18 protein-coding genes and 1 pseudogene are annotated in these 21,456 nt (G+C 68.5%); 7 read left to right on the plus strand and 12 right to left on the minus strand.

Going from position 1 to position 21,456, the window contains the following annotated elements; all coding sequences use genetic code 11:
* Nucleotides 1–456: 456 nt before the first annotated feature.
* Complete coding sequence (locus ADL08_RS36210; protein ID WP_053649692.1) at nt 457–1,353, minus strand: DNA adenine methylase; 897 nt, start codon at nt 1,351–1,353, stop codon at nt 457–459.
* Nucleotides 1,350–2,699 (minus strand): hypothetical protein, encoded by a 1,350-nt coding sequence (locus ADL08_RS33180; protein WP_159043163.1) that lies wholly within the window; start codon nt 2,697–2,699, stop codon nt 1,350–1,352. Before ADL08_RS33180 ends, ADL08_RS36210 begins: the two co-directional genes overlap by 4 nt.
* Before the next feature lie 281 nt (nt 2,700–2,980).
* Here ADL08_RS33180 and ADL08_RS33185 point away from each other — a divergent pair, with 281 nt between their 5' ends.
* Nucleotides 2,981–3,445, plus strand: a complete 465-nt coding sequence (locus ADL08_RS33185) for a GNAT family N-acetyltransferase (protein WP_159043162.1) — start codon at nt 2,981–2,983, stop codon at nt 3,443–3,445.
* A 56-nt stretch (nt 3,446–3,501) separates the two neighbouring features.
* Here ADL08_RS33185 and alaS read toward each other — a convergent pair whose 3' ends face one another.
* From alaS to ADL08_RS33215, 6 genes are all read right to left on the minus strand, one after another.
* A complete protein-coding gene (gene alaS, locus ADL08_RS33190) occupies nt 3,502–6,156 on the minus strand; it encodes an alanine--tRNA ligase (protein ID WP_053649699.1) in 2,655 nt (884 codons plus the stop codon).
* A gap of 242 nt (nt 6,157–6,398) precedes the next feature.
* On the minus strand, nt 6,399–7,052 hold the full coding sequence (locus tag ADL08_RS33195; RefSeq protein ID WP_234352357.1) for an HAD family hydrolase: 654 nt from the start codon (nt 7,050–7,052) through the stop codon (nt 6,399–6,401).
* Entirely contained in the window at nt 7,049–7,603 is a 555-nt protein-coding gene (locus ADL08_RS33200; protein WP_053649701.1) for an orotate phosphoribosyltransferase, read from the minus strand. The genes ADL08_RS33195 and ADL08_RS33200 overlap by 4 nt, the downstream gene beginning before the upstream one ends.
* Nucleotides 7,600–8,208, minus strand: a complete 609-nt coding sequence (locus ADL08_RS33205; protein ID WP_234352358.1) for an LOG family protein — start codon at nt 8,206–8,208, stop codon at nt 7,600–7,602. Before ADL08_RS33205 ends, ADL08_RS33200 begins: the two co-directional genes overlap by 4 nt.
* Entirely contained in the window at nt 8,205–9,077 is an 873-nt protein-coding gene (locus tag ADL08_RS33210; protein ID WP_053649703.1) for a hypothetical protein, read from the minus strand. Before ADL08_RS33210 ends, ADL08_RS33205 begins: the two co-directional genes overlap by 4 nt.
* 39 nt (nt 9,078–9,116) lie before the next feature.
* Nucleotides 9,117–9,947 (minus strand): aspartyl/asparaginyl beta-hydroxylase domain-containing protein, encoded by an 831-nt coding sequence (locus tag ADL08_RS33215; protein WP_053649705.1) that lies wholly within the window; start codon nt 9,945–9,947, stop codon nt 9,117–9,119.
* A 264-nt stretch (nt 9,948–10,211) separates the two neighbouring features.
* Between ADL08_RS33215 and ADL08_RS33220 the strand changes: the two genes are divergently transcribed.
* Nucleotides 10,212–11,753 (plus strand): XRE family transcriptional regulator, encoded by a 1,542-nt coding sequence (locus ADL08_RS33220; RefSeq protein ID WP_159048514.1) that lies wholly within the window; start codon nt 10,212–10,214, stop codon nt 11,751–11,753.
* A 23-nt stretch (nt 11,754–11,776) separates the two neighbouring features.
* Nucleotides 11,777–12,385 carry a GNAT family N-acetyltransferase gene (locus tag ADL08_RS33225; RefSeq protein WP_078968598.1) on the plus strand — a complete coding sequence of 203 codons (609 nt, stop codon included), beginning with the start codon at nt 11,777–11,779 and terminating at the stop codon, nt 12,383–12,385.
* Nucleotides 12,386–13,455: 1,070 nt separating this feature from the next.
* Here the strand turns inward: ADL08_RS33225 and ADL08_RS38900 are convergent.
* The 4 genes and pseudogenes from ADL08_RS38900 to ADL08_RS33245 all read right to left on the minus strand — a co-directional run bounded on the left by ADL08_RS38900 (nt 13,456) and on the right by ADL08_RS33245 (nt 18,305).
* Nucleotides 13,456–15,161, minus strand: a pseudogene (locus ADL08_RS38900) (relaxase/mobilization nuclease domain-containing protein).
* 4 nt (nt 15,162–15,165) lie between these two features.
* Nucleotides 15,166–15,525, minus strand: coding sequence for a plasmid mobilization protein (locus ADL08_RS33235; protein ID WP_234352361.1), 360 nt, complete (start codon nt 15,523–15,525; stop codon nt 15,166–15,168).
* A gap of 332 nt (nt 15,526–15,857) precedes the next feature.
* Complete coding sequence (locus tag ADL08_RS33240) at nt 15,858–16,802, minus strand: DUF2637 domain-containing protein (RefSeq protein WP_053649710.1); 945 nt, start codon at nt 16,800–16,802, stop codon at nt 15,858–15,860.
* A 300-nt stretch (nt 16,803–17,102) separates the two neighbouring features.
* Nucleotides 17,103–18,305, minus strand: coding sequence for a DUF3631 domain-containing protein (locus ADL08_RS33245; RefSeq protein ID WP_053649712.1), 1,203 nt, complete (start codon nt 18,303–18,305; stop codon nt 17,103–17,105).
* A gap of 293 nt (nt 18,306–18,598) precedes the next feature.
* On the opposite strand from ADL08_RS33245, the gene ADL08_RS33250 reads away from it, so the two are divergent.
* From ADL08_RS33250 to ADL08_RS33265, 4 genes are all read left to right on the plus strand, one after another.
* The gene (locus ADL08_RS33250; RefSeq protein WP_053649715.1) at nt 18,599–19,093 is read left to right on the plus strand and encodes a helix-turn-helix domain-containing protein; all 495 of its coding nucleotides are present in this window, start codon (nt 18,599–18,601) and stop codon (nt 19,091–19,093) included.
* Between the two features lie 184 nt (nt 19,094–19,277).
* The gene (locus ADL08_RS33255; RefSeq protein WP_053649717.1) at nt 19,278–19,496 is read left to right on the plus strand and encodes an excisionase family DNA-binding protein; all 219 of its coding nucleotides are present in this window, start codon (nt 19,278–19,280) and stop codon (nt 19,494–19,496) included.
* The gene (locus ADL08_RS33260) at nt 19,496–20,635 is read left to right on the plus strand and encodes a tyrosine-type recombinase/integrase (protein ID WP_053649720.1); all 1,140 of its coding nucleotides are present in this window, start codon (nt 19,496–19,498) and stop codon (nt 20,633–20,635) included. Before ADL08_RS33255 ends, ADL08_RS33260 begins: the two co-directional genes overlap by 1 nt.
* Nucleotides 20,636–20,797: 162 nt before the next feature.
* Entirely contained in the window at nt 20,798–21,439 is a 642-nt protein-coding gene (locus tag ADL08_RS33265; RefSeq protein ID WP_159048515.1) for a hypothetical protein, read from the plus strand.
* Nucleotides 21,440–21,456 lie beyond the last annotated feature (17 nt).

Here is a 21,456-nt window from a genome sequence, read left to right on the forward strand (position 1 = left end):
GCGCCTGTGGCGGGCGAGCGCCCAGCTGAAGGAGGACAAGGAGATCTTCCAGAAGGCTGCTGCCTTGTTTCGTGCGGCAGACGACACGGTGATCCGCACACGGCGCCGCCGGCGCCGGATCTGATCCTGTGGGACTTCATCGCGTCCGCCAAGTCTGAAATTCTTCGGGGACATTACCTATCTGCCGACGGCCGTGGGACGGCCTATCCTGCAGCCGTGGCCGACCTGTGCACGCGGGAGGTCGTGGGCTGGTCGATGACCGACGACATGCACTGAACTGGTCGCAGACGCCACCCGTATAGCTCATACAGGCGGACACCTGGCAGGAAATGCGGCCTTCAGTCAGATCGAGGATCCTAATGTGCATCCCATCGATTTGGTGGTCCTCTAGTGTCGGGACCTGAGGGGGCACTCCACTGTCACGAGAATCCCGAGAATGTGGGCACGTGAGAAAAGTTAGGACATCTTCTTTTTGCGCTTAGAGGTCATCCATCGATAATTCCCTTCGCCGATGATCCCCGTGACTTCCGGTAGGGTTAGCTCATTTCCAAAGATCGCGTACTCGACACCCGTACGCTGTATCTGGGCCGTGTGAAGAATATTAAATTCGACGCATCGAAATCCCTTATAAAGCTCCTCGGTGATGCGCTTATCCGCATCGTACGTCAGCAGCCATCGGAGTGGTGTTTTACGAAGTACGGTGGCCAGTTCCTGGTGGTCCAGCTCTGTGAGGGAATCCAGGTAAAGGCGGTCCCCTTGCACCAGGTAGGGGGGGTCGACGTAAAGAAGAACGTCATCACGCTGAGGTTCGAGCCCCTTGATGAAGGAGCGTGCATCCATCTCGGAAAGAGTGACGCGCCCGGCGTGCTTGCCAAGATAGCGAATTCTTTCGATCAAGCTGTCTCGGTTAAATCGGGCGTCGATCTTCCAGTCGCCTGTCTGGTCAAGTCCGCCAATAGGGCGTGCTCGCAGAATTCCCGATCGATTGCATCGATTCAGGAAGAAAGTCGCGAAGCCTACTTCCAGATCGCTCTTCCCTACGGGATTTCGGTAAATTTCTGAATGGCGATGCCAGGCGTCAATGCTCACTTCTTCGCGAGCTACTGCTTCTGCGAGATTTTCAGTATGATTGAAAATGCATCGCCAAAGGGCGGCAACGCCAGGGTCGAGATCATTGATGTAGATGTGATCGACTTCATTGTCAACTAGTAGGCGCAGCGCGGCGCCCGCACCCCCTGCAAATGCCTCTGCATATGCTTTGGGGTGCGGGCGTTGTCGCGCAATGAGGTGGGCGATATATGGGGCAAGGCGTGCTTTTCCTCCGGGGTATCGGAGGGGACTGATGTATCTCATCGCTTCTTCTTCTCAAGCAATTCGTCAGCCTTAGTCAAGACAGGGCCGTATGCCATGCTCAATTTCCGCACCTCAGAGATTAGGGGATTGTTCTGCCAGGAGTGCACGAACATGTGAAGCGTCTTGAGGACTAGTGCTCCGTCTTCCTCCTGCGAGAACCGCCAGGCGTTCGACAGGTGAGGGTCGTCCTTGTTCGGGTCCACCTGGTGCAGCACGGCGCCGATTCTACCCTTGAGCTTGTCCTGGTTGCGCCTCCACCCCAGCTGTTCTGCAACTTCTGTGACGACGATGTCCACGACGACCCGGACCATGATCGCCGCGACGTTGGGCATCTCGTCAATCTTGATCCGCTGGGCCTCTTCCAGTACTTCGGAGGTCCGGAGGCTCACGTGACGCAGCGATACTCCCTGGAAGAGTTTTTTCTCAAAGTCGGGGCGCTTCCGCCGCGCCGGCTTAGTCCCATCCTCGGCCTTGCCGGTTGCGTCACCCGAGACCGTGGGCTTCTCGCCAGCAGCAGACTTGGAGTATTTCTCATCCTCTTCGAGTCGATCGGCCAGCTTCGGCAGCTCGTCTTCTACCTTCTGCAGGTAGTCCTCTCTCTGCCTCTTATTCTTGATCTGGTCCACGGAAACGGGTCCAGCGAGATCGTGAAAGATTCGGGTGAGGATTGGCAACAGTTTGGCGGCGGGGTAGCTTCTCAGTACGACGTCCCCGTCGAAGGCGATCCCGAGCCTGTTCCGAACCGCAGGGTCTGCGATCATACGGCCAAGATTAGTGATCCGCCCGTCCCGAACGGTCTGGGTATTAGACCGCAACTCTGCATCATCGGGAAACCAGTCGTTGACTGCTTCGATGAAGAGTCTCGCCTTTTCGGTGGGAGTGGACCGGCCGCTGAACCTGCTTGCTTCGCCAGTGCTCCACCTGACGACTCCAACGCCGCTGTTCTCACCGGTGTGCTTGAGTCTGATCCAGTGCTCTGCCTGCATCCGACTGTCCGTGATCACACACATGATGCGCCGTGGGAATTCTCCAGTCTTGGCGATGGCAGTAAACTGCTTGCGCAGCTTCTCAGTCGGCGCTAGCTTCGGATTGTGGAGCAACTTGAGAGCTGCAACTCTCCGGTTACCTTCGAGGACTACGTTTTGGTCACCGTCCACGAGAACGATCACCATATCCGTAGGGTTCACGCCGTGCTGGCAGATGTCCCGGGCCAGCCTGAGAAGTTTTTCCGGCCCCTTCTCGAGGAGCGCGGCAATGGACTCCTCAAGGCTCGAGGTCCTACTTGCGTGCCGGGGGTTGGTCTCGTCAAGCGTCAAAGACGCCACGTGCATGCTTGCTTGCTTCATGTTGCTGATGATCCCCGTTCAACCCCGTGCCGCGCACCGCATTTATGAAATTTGCATGGTACTCGTCAGTAGAGGGCTCTTACCAGCCACATTGGCGCGAGGCCGGCGTGCAAGCTGAAGGTGCGGTCGGGCTTCGCGGGCGTCTTGGTGTGATTTGCGGCAATATGGATGTGTTGATGTCGGTTTGGGCGCTCAGGCATGGGAGGTGGTAAGCCATGCAAGGCGCGGCAAGCTCGCCGACTAGGACCGTTATGGTAAGGCGGCTCTTCGGGGATGCCTCGGTGAAGCAGCTGACGTCCCTGCTGCATCGCTCATACGCAGGTCATGCGGCGGCTGGTCGGCTGTTCTTCGCCTCGTACCAGTCGGCTGAGGACACTGCACATCGCGCAGGGCGGGGTGAGTGCTGGCTCGCCTTCCGGGGAGATGAGCTGGTGGGTTCGGTGACCGTGGCTGCTCCTTACGCCGCGCCCGAGGGATATCCCGCTCCGGCAGGGGCGGGGTCGTTCTGGCAGCTCGCGGTGGACCCTTCGTACCGGGGAATGGGCCTTGGGCATCGGCTGCTCTCCTTGGCGGAGGAGCGTATAGCCGCGCTTGGCTCTGCGCAGGTGGTGATCGACACGTCGGCAGAGGCGGTTGACCTCCTAGGCTGGTACCGCAGGCGCGGCTACGTGCCGGTCGGGTCCTGGCGGTGGGGCGTGACGAACTACGAGAGCGTGGTGCTCCTGAAGGAGCTGGGGCGGGCCTGACACGGTCGATGACGGGATGGCCGGTGCCGCCTTTGGTGGCACCGGCCGTCCGAGTGCTACTGGTCGAGGGCGCGGACGGCGTCCTCGGCGGCCACGGTGAGGGCCTCGTTGAGCGCCTCGGTGCGACGGCCGCCGGCGCTGGCCAGCGCTCCCCTGCCACCGGCTCCGCCGCCGACCGCGCGGGCGGCGGCGAGAAGGATCCGGCTGGCGTCAGTGCCGTTGTCGTGGAGGCTGTGGGTGACTGCGGCGGCCAGGAGAGCCTTGCCGTTGTGTTCGGCACCGAGGACCACGACGGCGTGGCCGGTGTCGAGGAGACCGGCGGTGTTGTGGGCCAGCGTGCGGAGCTCCTCCGGGCCGAGTCCGCTCACCTTCTCGGTGACGACCCGACCGCTGGCGACCGTGCGAGCGGAGGCGGCAAGCTGCTGGGCGCGGTCGCGCAGCTCGGCCTCGCGGAGGCGGCCGAGCTCTCGCTCGGCGGAGGCGAGGGTGTCGAGGCGCTTGCGGAGGGCGTCGGGGGCGTCTTGGGGGCGGGTGCCGAGGAGGGTGGCGAGTTCTTCGAGGAGGCGGCGTTCGGTGTCGTAGTAGTCGAGGGCGTCTCGGCCGGTCAGGGCTTCGATGCGGCGGAGGTTGGAACCGATGGAAGCTTCGCCGACGATGCGGACGGGGCCGGCGTTGGAGCCGTGGCCGATGTGGGTGCCGCCGCAGAGTTCGCGGGAGAAGTCGCCGATGTCGACGATGCGGACATGGTCGCCGTACTTCTCGCCGAACAGGGCGGTCGCTCCGGCGGCCTCGGCTTCGGCGCGTGAGGCGTGCCAGACGCGTACCTCGGGGTCGGCGAGGAGGCTGTCGTTGACGAGGGTCTCGATGGCGGAGAGCTGGGCGCGGTCGACGGCGGAGAAGTGGGCGAAGCCGAAGCGGAGGCGGCCGGCGTCGACGAGGGAGCCGTGCTGGCGGGCGTGGTCGCCGAGCGTGCGGCGGAGCATGGCGTGCAGCACGTGGGTGGCGGAGTGGGAGCGGGCGACGGCCTCGCGGCGGGCGCCGTCCACGCGGGCTTCGGCCTGCTCTCCGGTGCGGACCTCGCCCTCGGCGACGCGGACGGTGTGGACGTGGAAGCCCTCCAGGCCGGGCTTGGTGTCCAGAACCTCAAGGAGGGTGCCGCCAGAGGTCCGGATGGTGCCGGTGTCGCCGACCTGGCCGCCGGACTCGGCGTAGAACGGGCTGCGGTCCAGGACCAGTTCGAGCGTGCTGCCCTGGTCGGCGCCGGGCACGACTGTGCCGTCGGAGACGAGGCCGAGGACGGTGGCCTCGGCGTCGAGGCGGTCGTAGCCGACGAAGTCGGTACGGCCGTGGCGGGCGGACAGTTCACGGTAGGCGTCCTGGCGGCGGAGCGCCTCGGCGGTCTTGGTCTTGCCGCCGGCCTTGGCGCGCCGCTGCTGTTCGGCGAGCAGGTCGGTGAAGCGGTCCTCGTCGACGGTCAGGCCGGCGTCGCGGGCGGCTTCGATGGTCAGCTCGACGGGGAAGCCGAAGGTGTCGTGCAGCTCGAAGGCGGTCTCGCCGGTCAGGGTCGTGGACCGGCTTTCGCGGCTGCGGGTGAGGGCGGCGTTCAGCAGCCGGGTGCCCTGGGCGAGGGTACGGGTGAAGGACTCCTCTTCGGCGGTGACGACCTGCTCGATGAGGCTGGCCTGGGCGGTCAGCTCGGGCCAGACGCTGCCGAGGTTGGCGATGACGCTGGCGATCGCCGGGGCGAGGACGGGCTGGTCGACGCCGAGCAGGCGGGCGTGGCGGATGGCGCGGCGCATGAGGCGGCGCAGGACGTAGCCGCGGCCGTCCTTGGCGGGCAGGACGCCGTCGGCGATCAGGTAGGCGATCGAGCGGGCGTGCTCGGTGACGACCTGGAAGGAGACCTTTTCCTCGCCGCTGCCGGGGTAGTCGCGGCCGGCGAGTTGCTGGACGGTCGTGAGCGTGGGACTGAGGAGGTCGGTGCCGCATACGCTTTCGACGTCCTGAAGGATCGCGGCCAGGCGGTCGAGGCCGAGGCCGGTGTCGATGCTCTGCTGGGCGAGGTCGCCGAGGATCGGGAAGTCGCCCTTCTTGTCGCCCTCGCCGCGCTGGTACTGCATGAAGACGAGGTTCCAGATCTCCACGTACCGCTCGCCGTCGACGGCCGGGCCGCCTTCGCGGCCGAAGGCGGGCCCGCGGTCGTAGTTGATCTCCGAGCAGGGGCCGCAGGGGCCGGGGACGCCCATGGACCAAAAGTTGTCCTCCATGCCCAGGCGCTGGATACGTTCGGCAGGAACGCCGATCTTGCGCCAGAGCTGCTCGGCCTCGTCGTCGTCCTGGTAGACGGTGATCCAGAGGCGGTCCTTCTCCAGGTTGAAGCCCTGGGTGAGGAGTTCCCAGGCGAAGGCGATGGCGTCGGCCTTGAAGTAGTCGCCGAAGGAGAAGTTGCCCATCATCTCGAAGAAGGTGGCGTGCCGGTTCGTGCGGCCGACGTTGTCGATGTCGGAGGTGCGGGCGCACTTCTGGATGGTGGTGGCGCGCGGGAAGTCCGGGGCGACCTCGCCGAGGAAGTACGGCTTGAACTGGTTCATGCCCGCGTTGGCGAGCAGCAGCGTCGGATCGGACGGGATCAGCGGGCTGGACGGGACCTGGCGGTGACCGCGCGAGGTGAAGAAGTCCAGGAAGGTGGAGCGGATCTGCGTCGAGCGCATGGTGGTGTGGCCCTCACGGAAGAGTCGTGGAGAGATGGGGGTCGATCACACGCCGAGCCGGGCCGAGAACAGGGACTGAGGGGTTCTCAGTTCTCCAGCTCGACGCAGATAGCTCGCGCCCCCACGGTGTAGACCATGACTCCAGATCCGTTGCTTGAGGTGGCGCAGCCGACACCGGACGCAACGGTCCGCTGCGACTGCACCACCCAGCGTAGCGGCCTTGGAGTCAAGATCGCTTGGCTTTATGCGCTCCGTCGCCCTGTGCCCATCAGGGAGAGGAGCGTCCCGGCGAGGTCCTCGGCGTCGGGGAGCACGACGACGGCTCCGGCCCGGGTGAGTGTGGAGGGGGCGGAGAACCCCCAGCCGGAGCCGATCGGCATCACGCCCGCTGCCCGGGCCGCGTGCATGTCGGACTCCATGTCACCGAGGAACACGGCGTCGCCGGGCAACGCACCGAGCTTGTCGAGAGCGAGTAGGAGGCCGTCCGGCGCGGGCTTCGGTGCCGCGTCCTCGTAGCAGACGACGACGTCGATCAGTTCGAGGACGGTGGGTGGCAGGAGCCAGTGGACCCGCTGGCGGCTTCGCAGGGTCACGATGCCGGTGGCGACGCCGGCAGCACGGAGCGCGGAGAGCGTGTCGGCGACGAATGGGAACACCTCGGCGGCGAGGGTGGCGGTGGCCGTCGCCGCGTCCCAGCCGTCCTGACTGATCACTCCAGTGTGTCCGAGTTCGGCGAGTACGTGTTTGCGTGGTGTGGTCGCGGCCCAGGTCGGCAGGTCGGCGACGGTGACGCGTCGGCCGAGGGCGGAGGTCGCGAAGCCGGCCAGGGTGGCGAGCTGGGCGTGTCGGCTGTCGACGAGAACGCCGTCGAGGTCGAACAGCACGGCCCGCTTCACGTGGAATCACCCCTTCGGGGCGCTTCCGGAAGGTCGGCCTCGGTGAGCAGGGAATGGAGGGTGACGTTGTGTTCGGCCAGCAGTGTTCGTCCGCCGAGTGGGCGCTCGAGGACGCACAACGCGTTGCTGACCGGCGCACCCGCGATCCGCAGGATGCGGGCCATGGCGAGCAGTTGTCCGCCGGAGCGCACCACGTCGTCGACAAGGACGGTCCGACGGCCGGTGAAGGCGGCGCCCTCGATCTGCCGACGGGAGCCGTATCCCTTCGGCCGGCGGCGCAGGAAGACGGCGGGCAGGCCGGTGGCGGCGGACAGGGCGACGACGAGGGGAACGCCGCCGAGTTCGATGCCGGCGAGGAGCTGGGTGTCTCCGGGTACGAGGGGGACCATGGCGGCGGCGGTGTCGCGCAGCAGCTCGGGATCGGCGGCCAGGCGGTACTCGTCGAAGTAGCGGTCGAGCCTCGCGCCGTCGGCGAGGTGGAAGGGGGCGGTGACGAGGGCGGTCTCGGCGAGCCGGACGGTGAGGTCGGGCGGGCGCGTGCTGGTGGTCATGCTCCTCCGATCGGTGCCGTCTCAACCAAGTCGAGAGCGACGAGGCGGTCGCGGAAGTCTTCGGCGGACTCGGCGGTGCCGAGGAAGCCGAGGGGCCGGGTCGGGGTCTCGTACAGCCACTCCTCCTCGCGCAGGAGGGTGAGCAGGCGCCGCGCGGAGGCCCCGGCGAGGAAGACCGGTACGGGCCGGACGGTGGTCGCGTAGTACATGGCGGCGGTCAGCTCGTGGAGGGTGCCGACGCCTCCGCCCATGGCGACGACGAGGTCGGCGTGGTTCAGATAGTGGTTGAGCCGGGCGCCGAGGTCAGGGAGGTGGACGGACGTGGTGGTGTACGGGTTGAACGCGCCCCACTCATCGTGCTTGCCGATCAAGGTCACCGCAGTGACCAGGGCGCCCCCGGACGACGCACCACGCGCGGCGGCCTCCATCAGGCCGTTGTAGCCGCCGTGCAGGAGCTGGTAGCCCGCTCCTGCCAAGGCGCGGCCGATCTCCTCGGCCAGCCTCTCCTCGTCGTCGGAGGCGGGGCGGACCCCGCCGAAGAAGACTGCGGTCAGGCCCTGGCGGGCCCGGTCTGCGGCCGGGCCCGCCAGGTGGAGCGCGTTCACATCAGCTCCAGGTAGGTGCGGTACGCGGCGATGGCGTCCTCCAGGCCGCGCAGGGCTTCGGGGCAGGCCCGCTCAACCAGGGCGAGCGTCCGTTCGACGGCCGCGTCGACGTCGGCGGCGAGGGGAACGGCCGGTGCACCGATCGCCGCCTCCAGGTCGCCGAGGCAGGCCCGGCCGATCGGGGTGATGGCGATCTCCTCGCGCAACTGGTACCAGCCCCAGAACCGCGAGGCGGGTGCCAGAGCGGCCTTGATCAGGTCCTTCGTCGCGGTGTGGAGGCGGTGCCACTCGGAGTACGCGACGAACCGCTGGCCGCGCCTGATGCGCTTGTGCAGCAGGACCGCCAGGACCAGGTGCTCGATGAGCAGCTCGGCACAGGTACGGGGCCGGGCGAGGAACTCGGCCGCGAACCGCTCGGCGACCGCCGTTCCCTCGGCCGGGACGAGCGCCGGCTCGCGGTCGAGGAGTAAGGCGGTGTCGACCGTCGCCCGGAGACGTGGGATGCGCGACGCGGGCACCAGATAGATGTCGATCTGGTGCAGGCGCCCCTCGTCCGGGACGAGGAAGACCATGCCGACGCCGCCGAGGTCCGCGACGATCGTGTCGCGCCACCCGGGCAGCAGGGCGCCGGCCTCGGTGGACATCAGGTCGTCCAGGGACTCGACGAACGGGGGCAGGTCGGCGTCCTGGACGCCGACGACGAAGTCGACGTCCGAAAGGCGGTCGGCCGTTCCGTGGGCCAGCGATCCCCTCACCATCAGGTGCGTGACGGCCGGCGAGGTGGCCAGGATGTCGGCGAGCCGGGACAGCAGCGGGAGCTGGGACGGGCGGTTGGCGAAGGTGAGTTCCGCCAGGTGCAGGGTGGGCACGTGCGTCCTCCGATCGGATGCTGGTGTGAGCCGTGGCGGTCAGGCCGTGAGGGCGAGGAGGCGGCGCTTGGCCGACGTCCAGCGCATGGCGGCCTCCTTGTCGCCGAGCGATGTGTGGAGCTCGGCGATCAGGTCGTAGACCGCCCCCTCCGGCAGGGCGTAGGTGTAGAAGAGCCGCAGCAGCATCCGCTCGGCCGCGTCCGTGTAGCCGAGACCGGCCATGCCGCGGGCCGCCTGGAGCCGCTCGGCGAGCACCGATGGGTCGGCCGTAGGCAGCGGCTCGGCCGATTCAGGCTGGAGTGCGGGCCGGCGGGCGAGGCGCCGGTAGGCGTCGTCGGCGTACACGTCGGCGATCAGGTGGATCCGGGCCGGTCCGAGCAGGTTGCACACCCCGTGGGCGTACGTCGGCGTCAGCCGCCAGATCCGTCCGCCGGTCATGTGGACCTTCGTGCCGCCGGTGACGAGGAACGCCGACGTGTTGGTGTGCAGGGGGATGTGCAGCCGGTGCCGCTCGATCTGGTCGAGCTCGTCGTAGTCGCGGTGCTCCCACAGGAAGGCGTTGGCCTCCAGCCGGGCGAGCCGGACCCACATGTAGTCCAGGCCGAGTTCGGTCAGCAGGGCGGCGGTGGCCGGCATCTGCGACAGCAGGTCGGTCGGCCTGGCCGCGCAGTCGCCGATCGTCACGTCGGCGGCGTCGCCGGACGCGTTCATCAGCGATGTCGTCAACCAGCCTCCCGACTGGTAGGCGCCGTACTCGGCCTTCCATGGCGCCCGGGCCGTCAGGGCCTCGTGGCGCATCCGTTCCAACTGAACGGAGTCGACGGTGTCGAGCTGGGCGATCTGCCCGGCAAGGGCGGTCAAGGTGTCCATCGGTTCCCTCCCGTCGCCGGCCCGCCCGTGAACGGGCCGGCGGGCACGTGGTGCTGGATGGGGGTGATCGGGCGTAGTCGCCGAGGCGGCCCGCAATCTCACGCTTCGTCGCCGGAGGTGCACGCACGGCGAAGTGGCGTTCAGCATGAGGGGGGACGGCAGGGCATGGATACGACGTCACCACCGTCACGGAGCCGTCATCGCCGAATGGCCTGCGACCCGGTCGGCGACGCTCTCTGACCGTCGCGCGTCATGACTGCCGTCATGGCTGCCGTCATCTTCGTCGGCGAGCCACCGAAGGGGTTTTCCGTCGATCGGACAGGGCTATCGTCGGGTGGAGACGAACGGGTACGGAGAGGATCTGCCGTGGCTGAAACTCCCACGCTTTTACGGGTCTTGACGCTCCGGCGGCACTGGCAGGTCTACGAGACCTTCCGCCTTCGGTTCGAAGCGACGGCGACGTCGATCGCGGACGACGAGAACGACACGCGGCTCCGGGGCCTGTCGGTCTCGAAGCGGCAGTTCGAGCGCTGGTACGGCGGCGCCGTGAAGACCCGACCCTATCCCGACCAGTGCAGGGTGCTGGAAGCGATGTTCGGCGTCGGCGTCGATCTCCTTCTCGCTCCCGCGCCGCAGGCCGTCGAACGGACCACGCCTGCGTCCGAATCCCCGCTCGTCATCCCGCCGCCCCGGTCAGCCCCTGTCCTCCTCCCCACCGAGCAGGCAGCGGCACTGCCTGTCGGCGGCCCGTTCAGCAGCGAGCCCCGCTTCAACGCGGGCACAACGGAATTGGAAAGGCAGGTCGCGATGGCGGCTCGTCGTGCGCTTCGGTTCACCGCGATGGCAGAGGGCAGCAGCATCGGTCCTGAGACCCTGGGACAGATCCATGACGAAGTGCGGCGTCTCACCGCCGCGTACCCCAGGCTGGCGTTGCCGACCCTGCTCGGCGACCTGGTCGAGGTGCAGGACCTCACCTTCCGCCTGCTCGAACACGGCCGGGTCAAGCCCCTGCAGGCCCGTGAGCTGTACCTGCTCGCCGGGATCACGTCCGGCATGCTCGCCAAGGCCAGCCACGACCTGGGCAACCCGAGCGCCGCGATGATGCAGGCCCGTACTGCCTTCGTCTGCGCCGACAACGCCGACCACCAGGCCATGCGCGCCTGGGTCCGTTCCCTGCAATCGCTCATCTCCTACTGGGCCGGGCGCCCCGCCGAGGCGGCCGACTACGCCCTCCTCGGTCAGAGCACGGCCGACGACGTCCGCGGCACGACCAGCGTCTGGTTGGCCTGTCTCTCCGCCCGCGCGCACGCTCTGATCGGCGACGCCGAGGCCACCCGTACCGCCATCCAGCAGGCCGAGGACGCCCGGGCCGCCGTCGTGCCCGACGACCTCGACGCCTTCGGCGGCATCATGACCTTCCCGGAGCCCCGGCAGCTCTACTACGTCGCCGAGGCCACCGTGCACCTCGGCGAGGATCCTGTGCTCGGCGAGAGCCGTTCCGAGGCCGCCGTCAGCGCTTACCGGAACGCCTCCGAGGACGAGTGGGCCTTCGGCGACGAGGCCGGCGCGCAGACCGACCTCGCGCTCGCACGCATCGCCCGGGGCGAGATCGAGGGTGCCATCGAGGCCGTACGGCCCGTACTCGACCTTCCCGTCGAGCAGAGGAACTTCGGCATCACGAGCAGCGCCCAGCGCGTCCATGCCGCACTGCACGCCGACGGGCGGCGGAACACCGGCGCTGCGGCCGACCTGCGCGGGGAGATCGAAGCCTTCACCGCCACCCCGACCTCCGTCCTCGTCCGATGAACCCGCAGATAGGCTCCGCGCCCATGACCCCAGTCCATCTGACCGGCCCCCACCTGGCCCTGCGCGAAGTCGAACCCGAGGACGCCGATGCGCTCCTGGCCGTCTACGGCGACCCCGAGGCGACCCGGCACCTCAGCTTCGAACCACGTACCCTCGAGCAGGTCCAGGCGATCGTCGACCGGTCCGTCACCTCCGCCTCGGACACGCCCAGGACCGAGTACTGCCTTGCCATCACCCGGCGTGGTGAGCATCGCTTGATCGGCTACGCGCGTCTGGCGACCGAACCACAGCAAGCGGCCACGATCGGATTCGCTCTGCACCCGGCCGAATGGGGTAAGGGCCTCGGCACCGAGACCGTCCACCTGCTGTGCGCGCTCGGCTTCCGGACGCTCGGTCTGCACCGCATCTGGGCAGCTCGCTCGCCCCTCAACGAGGCGTCCGCGCGAACCCTCCTGCGGGCGGGCATGACCGAGGACGGCCGGATCCGCGACCACGTCTTCGTCCGCGGAGCGTGGCGGGACTCGATCACCTACTCGATCCTGGAGCACGAGTGGGCCCCGATCGACGGCATCGATGCCGAAGGTTGCCCGTCCGCTGCCTCGCCCGACGCGAACTACGGCCAAGAGGGGTGAACCGGTGATCACCGAGGCGGGCTTACTGCACCATCTGGTGATCCCCGGCATCGCCGAATTCGCGCGCGGCGGTCTGCCCGCCTCACCGGCCACCGACGACGGCAACGACTGGGTCGACGGGGTCTGCTGGCTCTACTGCGGAGAGCAGTGGACCCGTGTCTTGTGGATCGGGCCGGCGAGCGTGGCTGGTGCCCAGGCCCCGATGTACGCCTGTGCTCCCTGCATCGAGGAACTTCAACAGCGGGTCTGGCGATCCATCCTTCACCGTGATGAGCCTGTTCGGACGGCACCGTGTGACGTTCCTGTCGAAGCGGCTACGCGTACCGGAACGAGGGGCGGCCGCCATCGAGGCCGCAGCAAACTTCTACGTCGCTAGCGAACTGCCTGGCCGCCAACATGGCAGTGCCCCGGCCTGTGGGGCCGGGGCACTCCATGATCTTCTGTTACCTACGGATATGGACCGTCACGGTGAGAACCGTGCTGGCAACCGTGCCCCCGGCGAACACGGAACCGCCGAACCACGCGACTGCGGGGATCTGCTCCGTCTCGCCGAGAGCGACCATGAAAAGCACAACGGCCATCGCCAGAAGCGCCACCAGCCCAGGAAGCCACTGGCCAGCGCGCTCAAGGTGGTCTGCCGCGCCACTTGCTGTACTAATTGCGGTACGGTCGGTTGTTGCCGCTTCAGGGTTCATATTCAGTCCTTTTGGTACGGATCGGATACGGCCTCCTGTGCGGTTTCGGGGAGCCCCGCGCTGCACCTTGCCGGCAAGCTGGGGTGCAGTGCTGGGGCTCCTCTTCGCCGTGCGGGAGCTTTACGGGAACACGGAGCGCTCCGATGCCCCCGCCCCTGGCGTAAATCTCTACCGAGGGTCGGGAGTTCCCGATGCCGCATCCTCCCCCTACTCCCAGCGGGAGCGCCAATCCGGCACCCTCTGGTGTCACACGAAAAGCGCCACTGAGTCTTTCTAGGTGCTGACGGTGACCTCTCACTTGACTTTGTGGCGATTCTGCTTACGGCATTCAGGCAGCACCGGTCTCGCTGAGGGCGTACTGCCGCAGCAAGGTGATCAGCGCCGCCGCGCATGCGACGGCGGCTGCACGGCGGCGGGCGCGCCCGTCGCAGGGTGGACCGGGGTGCCGGGGCGTCGTGTGGTGCTGCGGGCCATGGCTGCTTGGGCGCGGGGGCTGGGGGTGTGGCGTTGGCCGAGGCGGTGGATGCGCCAGGTCAGGGTGCGGGCGGGGTTGCGGGCGTCGTCGAGGGGGCGTTGGCCGAGAGCCTGGTCGAGGAGGGTGGCCGGGTTGTGGCCGGCGGTTTCCGCGCCGGCGAGGACGGTGGCGAGGGCGTCCCAGGCGGGGTCCTTCAGGATGCGGTCGGCATGCTCGGGGATGGCCTGCTGGAGGTGGCGGGCGTAGCGCTGTTTGGTCTGGGCGCCGGGGGTGCAGCGGGCGAGGCCGTCCAGGACCGGGGCGGCGACGTGGGCGTAGGCGGCCTGGAGGTGGGTGAGGGTCTGTTCCGCGGCGGCTTCCTGCTGGGCGTGCTGGTGGGTGTGGTGCCAGTGCCGGGCGAAGGCCACGGCGATGAGGACGGCGTCCAGCAGCATCGCCAGCCCGGACCCCTCGCGCGTTGTGGCGGGGGTGAGCAGGATGGTCTGGATGCTGCGGCGCAGGACGCGGGTGCTGTCGAGGTCGGCGGTGATGCGGGAGCGGGTGGCGCGCTCGAAGAGGGCGGCGGCTCGTTCGAGTTCCCGTTTCGCCTCGGCCGGTGCGGTGAGCGGCAACAGGTCGAGGGCTTCTCCAAGGGCGACGAGCTGGCCCTGGGCGGTGTGGTCGCTGCTGTGGGTGAGGTGGTCGGGGATGCGTTCGGTGGCGGCGGTGGCCTGGTGCCAGGGGTCGACCGGCCGCGCGGGGACGGGTTCGGGGCTGGTGGTGGTGAGGCGGTGGCGGATCTTGGGCAGGGAGAGGTCACCGGCGAGGGTGGAGCCGGAGAACCAGACCGGTTCGCCGTGTTTGTTGAGGTCGCCGGGCAGGGCGACGCTGTAGCCGAGGGTGTCGCCGGACGGTCCGGTCTTGGGCCGCACGTTCACGCCGGTCGCTTCCAGCAGGGCGAAGAACTCGGTCTCGGTGGAGGCTGCGGCCACCGCGCGGCGGACGCGCCGGCGCAGGATCTGGCGGGTCGTGGTGTCCTGGCCCTGGCGTTTGGCCTTGAAGTGTTCCTTGCTGGTGGGGCGTTTGGCGGCGGTGCCGTCGCCGGGGTTGAGCCGGCGCAGGCCGAGGTCGATCTCGATCTTGCGGGCTTCGTGCTGGGCGGCGCGGATGTCGTGGTCGCGGCGGGGCGGCGGCCGTCCTGGCGGACGAGGGTGGCGGCGATGTGGATGTGGTCGTCGGCGTGCCGGACGGCGACCCAGCGGCAGGCTTCCTCGTCGCCTTCGGGGGCGATGCCGGCGGCGGCCACGATCCGGCGGGCGATGTCCGCCCACTGGGCGTCGGTCAGGATCGGGTCCTCGGGTGCGGCGCGGACCGGGCAGTGCCACACCGTGGTGGCCGGGGCCTTGTTGCCGAGCATGTTCACGGGCTGGTCGAGCTGCGCGGCGAGCTGGTCCTCGACGTCCTTGGCGTTGCGGTGGGGGCTGCGGCCGGGGTCGGGGGCGAAGCCGTTCCAGGACGCCACCAGGTGGGGGTCGGTGTGCTCGTTGGCGGAGCCCGGGCCGTAGAGGTAGCCGATCAGGCGGCGGGTGGCGCGGGCCCCTTTGCCGAGGATGATCTTCGGTATCACGAGGTCACCGTCCCGAGGTCACGTGGGCGACGGCCACGTCCACGTCGGCGATCGACGTCTCGATGTGGCTCAGCAGCCGCCGCACGAGGTCCGCTTCGGGCCAGGGGCCGTCCTGGTTGAGGTGGCGGGTGAGCTGGTTGAGGTTGTTGCCGACCTGGGCAAGCCGCCCGTTGGCGGCCATCAGCGCCTTGACCGTGGCTCGGTAGTCGGCGACCGCGGCAGCGGGGTCGTCGGAGCGGGCGGCGGCGAGCGAGGTCTCGGCGACGTAGCCGCCGACCGACATGCGGCTCAAGCGGGCGGCGGTCACGAGGAGGGCGAACTCGTTGTCGCTGAAGCGCGGGTGGACACGCTTCTCACGCAGCATGGGCTCACGCAGACGACGACGCGGCACGGACGACGGCGAGGTCTCTTCCCGAGTCGGCTCCCCCGGGCCGGCCGACACCGGCGCCCCCTCGGCGCCGGAAACCTCCGCCACCCTGGGGGCGGAGGCCGGGTAAGGACTCCTTACCCGACAACTTGCTGCGCGGTCGAGGCCGGTGGCCGTCTCTTGCTGGGTGGTGGGGAGTTCGTGGTTCGGGTCGTGCATGGATCGGTTCTCCGTGGGTGCTTGGCTGTGTGCGGCCGGCCCCGTGTCCCCGCGCTCGGTTGCACGGGGACACGGAATGCGCCGGAGGGCAGTTCGGGGCGCTGTGAGGGTCAGCCGGTGCCGTCGGGGGAGGCGGCTTCGTTCAGTCCGTCGAGTGGTCCGGCCTTGGAGTCGTCGTCCGTGGCGGGCTGGGCCTGGCTGGTGCGCTCGGCTTGAAGCTGGTCGCGCAGGGTGCGGGCCCGGGGCAGGCCGATCCGTAGTTCGCGGCGCAGACGCTCAGCGGTCAGCTGGTCGTCGGTCCAGTCGGCGGTCAGGACTCGAGCCTTGTCGAGAACTTCGGCGTCGGTGCGGGTGCGGTCGGCGGTTGACTTGGCGGCGTCGGGGACCCGACCGGTCGCCCGACGTGGGGCGGCTCCGGTCGACTCCGCCACCGTGGTCGGCCGAGGCGGTCGGGTGTCGGGAGCCGCTTCGGTTCCCTCGGTCAGCCCCGTGGCAGGTGCCTCGGTGACCTCTGTGGGGGCCGATTCGGTCAACTGCTCAGAGGCCGATTTGGGCCGGTCAGGCATCGACCGTGGGGCCTGATCGCCGACCGACCGGGCAGAGGCCGTATCGGGGGAGTCGGCCGACTCGGGGTTGTGGTGCAGCACCTTGGCCACGAGGTCCGACCCGAAGTAGATCGACCCGACCGGGAGGGAGGTTGCCAGCAGGACGAGGGCCCAGTTCGCGTAGTCCAGGACGGTCAGTCGACCCCACCGGATCGAGTCGGTGTGCAGGTCGGGTACGAGGCCGTGCACGTAGTTCAGCAGGAGGCTTGCGACCGTGTAGGTCGCCAGGACTCGCAGCGCGAACGTCCGGTCGGTTCCGGTCAGCACGAGCGCGGCGACCAGCGCGAGGGCCATCAGCCCATCGACCACGATCGGGTAGAGGAGGGCGGCGGTGGGGTCGGCGCCGATGGCACGGGCCACGTCGGACAGGGCGTTCCACGAGACCCGGAAGGCCATGAGGACGACGGCCACCAGACCGATGACGAGAGCGATCCGTCCCGCACGGTTCACGGGCCGACCGTCAGAGGGTTCGGCCGAGGCGGGCGGGGCGGTGCCGGCGGGGGCGCTGCCTATGGCTGGCGGGGTGTTCAGGACAGGGGAGTGCAAGGGGGTGGGTTCTCCAGAGTGCGGAAGGAGTGCCTGTGCAGGGCGTGGGCGCCCGGCGGGGGGCGACTGGGACTCGTCCCACTCGTCCCGTCGCTGGTCAGGGCAGGTACGGGTGGGGCGGTGATGTCGGGTCGACTCGTTGCGGGTCGGTGACCCGTCCCCGCGCTGACCTGCGCGGGGACGAGTGGGACGAGTCGGGGAGGGTCAGGCGCCGGGCTCGGCCGGGAGGGTGGTGACTGCCTCGGGAGGGCAGTAGCGGGTCCAGGCGTCGGTGAACTGGGCGCGGTTGAAGCCCTTGGCCTGGTGGCCGCCGGGGAAGCGGCGGTTGGCCGACTTGATGCCGTAGTCCTGGAGCAGGATCTGCAGCCCGCGCGGGGTGAGCCCGTGGGGGCCGTGTTCGGCCCAGGGTGCCTCGGGGTCGGCGTTGAGGATGTCCAGGAGGCGGCCGGTGCGGAGTACCGGCTGGTCGCCTTCGGAGGTGAAGGCGCGGCGGATGTCGGCGAGGATGCGGATCTTCAGGCCGCCGTCCTCGTCGCGACCGGATTCGTAGTCGGTCATGGCCGTGCACGCGGTGCGTGCCAGGACGGGCCAGTGTCCGCCCGCGAGGTCGGCGATGCTGACCAGCGGCGCCCAGGTGTCGGCGGCACGGTCTTCGACCGGCAGCTTCGGCTCCAGGGCGAGGGCCTTCTCGCGTACGGAGGCCAGCCAGGCCGCCAGCCGTGTGCGGAGCTCGCGGACCGCCAGGTCGTCGCGGCCGTAGCGCCAGAAGCTGACCTTCTCGGTCTCGGCCCGGCGGCGCATGCGGATGACGACCGACCGGTCCATGATCGTGTCGGGCAGGTCGCCGATGCCGGCGAGGGCGGCCATGGCGAAGGTGGGGAACTTGACCACCTCGTGGTTGGGGCCGGTGACGCGCAGGGTGGGACGGTTGCGCTGGTGGCCGGCGTTGAGCAGGCCGCGCATCTCCTCGTTCTTCTCCGCGACCTTCGCGCTGCCGAAGATCGTGTCGACCTCGTCGACCAGGAGCGTGGGCGGGTCGCCCTCGCCGATCGACCGGAAGATCGCTGCGGCGGAGGCGTTGACCGTGATCAGCGGCTCGTGGACCGCCTCGATCAGGACTTCGAGGAGCCGCGACTTTCCGCACCGTTTGGCCGGTCCGACCACCGCCAGGCGCGGCGCGTGCTGCCACACGGTCTGCAGGTGGGTCGCCGCGGCCCACAGCGTGGTGGCGGTCAAGGCTTCGTCGCTCGGCATGACGACGTAGCGCCGGATCGCGTCCCGGACCAGGTCCAGGACTTCCATGCCCTCGGGGTCCGCGGTGGGCGACGGGCTGTTCGGCCGGCCGGGGATCGCCGTCGGCGGCCACTTGACGGGACGCGATGGCGTGTTCGGGGTGGGTTCGTCCATACTGGACATTGAGCTCCTCAATCTGCAGGCCATATGGGACGGCAATCCCGGCCTTGCGATCGGTCGTTCAGGGATGGGCGGCGTGAGGTTTGCGCTCTGAGCCCCTCGGTGTCTTCAGCACCGGGGGGCTTTCTGTTTGTCGGGCTAGGTGATGGCGGTCTCCAGCGGATCGCAGCGGTGCGGCACATCTATCACTATGCACTAGGCATAGGTGCTTTGCAAGCGGCAGAACATGGTGTACCGTCTAGGGTGATGCGAATTGCAGGAACATGCTGCGAGAGGAAGGAGAGGGAATGTCCGACGACGACCACGAGAGCGAGCCCGAGGGCGTCCTGCTCAAGGGCGAGGACAACGCCGCCAAGCGGATCAAGGCCGAGCGCGAGAACCGTGGCTGGAGCACCACCACGCTCTCCGACCGCCTCAACGACGCCGGCTACGAGATGAACCCGTCGGCGGTGTGGCGGATCGAGAACGGCAAGCGCCGCATCAACCTCGACGAGGCCATCGGCTTCGCCGAGGTCTTCGGGGTCTCGCTGTCCAACCTCGTCGGCCCGCCGGCCCTGGCCGCCGCCGGCCGCGCCATGGAGCTGATCGACACCGTCGTGGCCGCCAACCTGGCCGCCCAGAGAGCCCAGCACGCGTGGCGCCGGGCGACCAACGACCTGGCCGCCTACCTCGACGAGCACCCGGACATCCGCGAGGAAGCCGACGTGATGGTCAGCAACGCCATCGCCGAGAACACCATGAAGATCAACCAGGAGGAGTTCGGGCTCCCGCCCCAGCCGTAACCCGCTCCTCCGGCCGCCCTGGACCGCAAACCCCAGGACCCGGCCGCACCACACGCCCATCCCATCCCTGAACGACACCGGTCCGGCCGGGGTTGCCGCCCCACCCGCCGAGGCCAGGAGAGGACCCCGCTTGCGCCAGACGGCAATACCTCACGCCTCCACCCACCCCCACACGCCGAAGGAGGTGAACAACAACGACCGCCTGCTCACGGTCGACGAGGCCGCCGAACGCCTCGGCACCGGCGTGCGCTTCATCCGCCGACTCGTCCAGGAACGCCGGATCCGCTACGTCAAGCTCGGCAAGCACGTTCGCATTGCCGACAGCGTGCTGATTGCGTACGTCGAGGAGCGCACCGTCCCCGCCCTCCGCGATGTGCGCTCCCATTTCGGTAAGGCGGCCTGATGGCGGCCCGCAAGCCGCAGCGGCGGCGTGAGTTCGGCAGCGTCCGGCAGCTCCCCTCCGGCCGCTGGCAGGCCCGGTACTGGGCACCGGACGGGGCTCGACGCACAGCACCCGAGACCTTCGAGACGAAGACGGACGCCCAAGGCTGGCTCGTCCTCACGCAGGCCGACATCCAGCGCAACGTCTGGGTAGACCCGGAGGCAGGAGCGGTCAACTTCCAGGAATACGCCTTGAAGTGGGTCGCGGAGCGCGGCCTGTCCGCCACCACGGACGAGCTGTATCGCCGCCTACTGCGGCTGCACCTCCTGCCCTTCTTCGGTGACGTAGACCTCGACACGATCACCCCGCCGACGGTGCGGACCTGGCGCGCGGAGCGCTTGGCCGCCACGGGGGCCACAACCGTCGCCAAGTCCTACCGTCTCCTCAAGGCGATCATGGAGACGGCGGCGGACGACGAGCTGATCCGCCGCAACCCGTGCCGGATCCGGGGCGCGGGAAGCGAGAAGGCGAAGGAACGCTCGACGGCCACGGTCGAGCAGGTCGACGCCCTCGCCGAAGCCATCGGGATCCGCTGGCGGCTGATGGTGTACCTCGGCGCCTACGGCCCGATGCGCCCGGAGGAACTGGCGGCTCTGCGTCGGAGCTCGATCACCCTCGACCCCTTGGCCGTACGGGTCACGGAGGCTGCCCCGGAGCTGAACACCGGCCGCCGTGCCGAGGGCGACACCAAGTCCACGGCCGGTGTCCGGACCATCCACCTGCCCACGTTCCTCTATATCGAGGTCAAGCGGCACCTGGACTGGTTCGCGCAGAAGGAGCCCGACGGGCTGCTTTTCATCGGGGAGAAGGGAGCGCCCTTCCGACGGACCACCTTCGGCCGGAAGTGGGCGAAGGCCCGCGCGGCGGTGGGCCTGCCGAAGGACTTCCGTTTCTACGACCTCCGGCACACGGGCCACACCCTCTCCACCCAGTCCGGCGCTACCTTGAAGGACACGATGGTCCGGGCCGGCCAGTCCTCGGAAAAGGCGGCGATGATCTACCAGCACTCCGATGACGCCCGTCAGCAGGAGGTCGCCGGAGGTATCGACGCCAAGGTCCGTGAGCTACGCGGACGTGCGGCTCACGTCGCGTCCGACTGAGATCCGTTACGTCCCCGGTCAGAGCGATTCACGATCAGCTCTGACCGGGGATGGCCGAAGCTCGACAGTCGACTGACCAGCAGTGCTTCTTGATTTTCTCCCTCGAATGAGGGAGGATTTCCGGAAATCGCACTCCGTGGTCAGGGGCTGAATATGGCAGTCATGCACGTTGAGGACTCACGCGGCCAGAACCGTCTCGCAGACTTGGGGCTCTCGGCCGAAACCATCGAGAACGTGCTGCGGCGCGCTGAGGCGGAACGCAACTTCTGCACGCCCCTCGACCCGGTCTCGCTCCCGGGCAACATCTTCTGGGGTAGGACCATCCGCTTCCTGCGCGAGGCGTACATCCCTGACGGATGGCGCAGCGTGAGCCCTCAGAACGTCTCGCTCCTGCTGTCGCCGGAAGAGGACTTCGCCATCACCGCCTCCAGCGGTAACAAGGCCACCGGCTACGCCGCGCTCACCCCTACCACCCGCTACTCGAAGGGCACGGCGGTTATTCGCCGTGTTGAGACCAACCGGCAGCTGATGTTCCCTGGCTACGAGGCCGAATCCGAGCCTCAGGGAGTCGGCGAGGGGATCCCGACCTGGTTCCTCCTGTACCAGCACGTGAACACCCTGACGGGCACGCGGCTCTACTACGAGCTGTCGCTGCCGACCAACCCGGGGAGCCGTGGCAAGATCGACAGCTGGCACGAGCGGATCATCTTCCCCTACATCGACTTCGAGGGCTTCAACCCGTTCCCGAACGACGACGACGGCGAAGACGGCATCGACATCCCGATCGAGCGTCTGGGCCGCTGATCGTCTACCCCACAACC

It is taken from the genome of Streptomyces sp. NRRL F-6492 (assembly GCF_001280125.1).
GTDB lineage: Bacteria > Actinomycetota > Actinomycetes > Streptomycetales > Streptomycetaceae > Streptomyces.

Bases quoted from the DNA above. Each gene is read 5' to 3' on its own strand.
- ADL08_RS36210 (WP_053649692.1), bottom strand. From the start codon at position 1,353: ATGAGATACATCAGTCCCCTCCGATACCCCGGAGGAAAAGCACGCCTT.
- ADL08_RS33265 (WP_159048515.1), top strand. From the start codon at position 20,798: ATGCACGTTGAGGACTCACGCGGCCAGAACCGTCTCGCAGACTTGGGG.
- ADL08_RS33225 (WP_078968598.1), top strand. From the start codon at position 11,777: ATGACCCCAGTCCATCTGACCGGCCCCCACCTGGCCCTGCGCGAAGTC.
- ADL08_RS33215 (WP_053649705.1), bottom strand. From the start codon at position 9,947: ATGGACACCTTGACCGCCCTTGCCGGGCAGATCGCCCAGCTCGACACC.
- ADL08_RS33180 (WP_159043163.1), bottom strand. From the start codon at position 2,699: ATGAAGCAAGCAAGCATGCACGTGGCGTCTTTGACGCTTGACGAGACC.
- ADL08_RS33200 (WP_053649701.1), bottom strand. From the start codon at position 7,603: ATGACCACCAGCACGCGCCCGCCCGACCTCACCGTCCGGCTCGCCGAG.
- ADL08_RS33260 (WP_053649720.1), top strand. From the start codon at position 19,496: ATGGCGGCCCGCAAGCCGCAGCGGCGGCGTGAGTTCGGCAGCGTCCGG.
- ADL08_RS33245 (WP_053649712.1), bottom strand. From the start codon at position 18,305: ATGGACGAACCCACCCCGAACACGCCATCGCGTCCCGTCAAGTGGCCG.
- alaS (WP_053649699.1), bottom strand. From the start codon at position 6,156: ATGCGCTCGACGCAGATCCGCTCCACCTTCCTGGACTTCTTCACCTCG.
- ADL08_RS33220 (WP_159048514.1), top strand. From the start codon at position 10,212: ATGGCTGCCGTCATCTTCGTCGGCGAGCCACCGAAGGGGTTTTCCGTC.
- ADL08_RS33250 (WP_053649715.1), top strand. From the start codon at position 18,599: ATGTCCGACGACGACCACGAGAGCGAGCCCGAGGGCGTCCTGCTCAAG.
- ADL08_RS33235 (WP_234352361.1), bottom strand. From the start codon at position 15,525: ATGCTGCGTGAGAAGCGTGTCCACCCGCGCTTCAGCGACAACGAGTTC.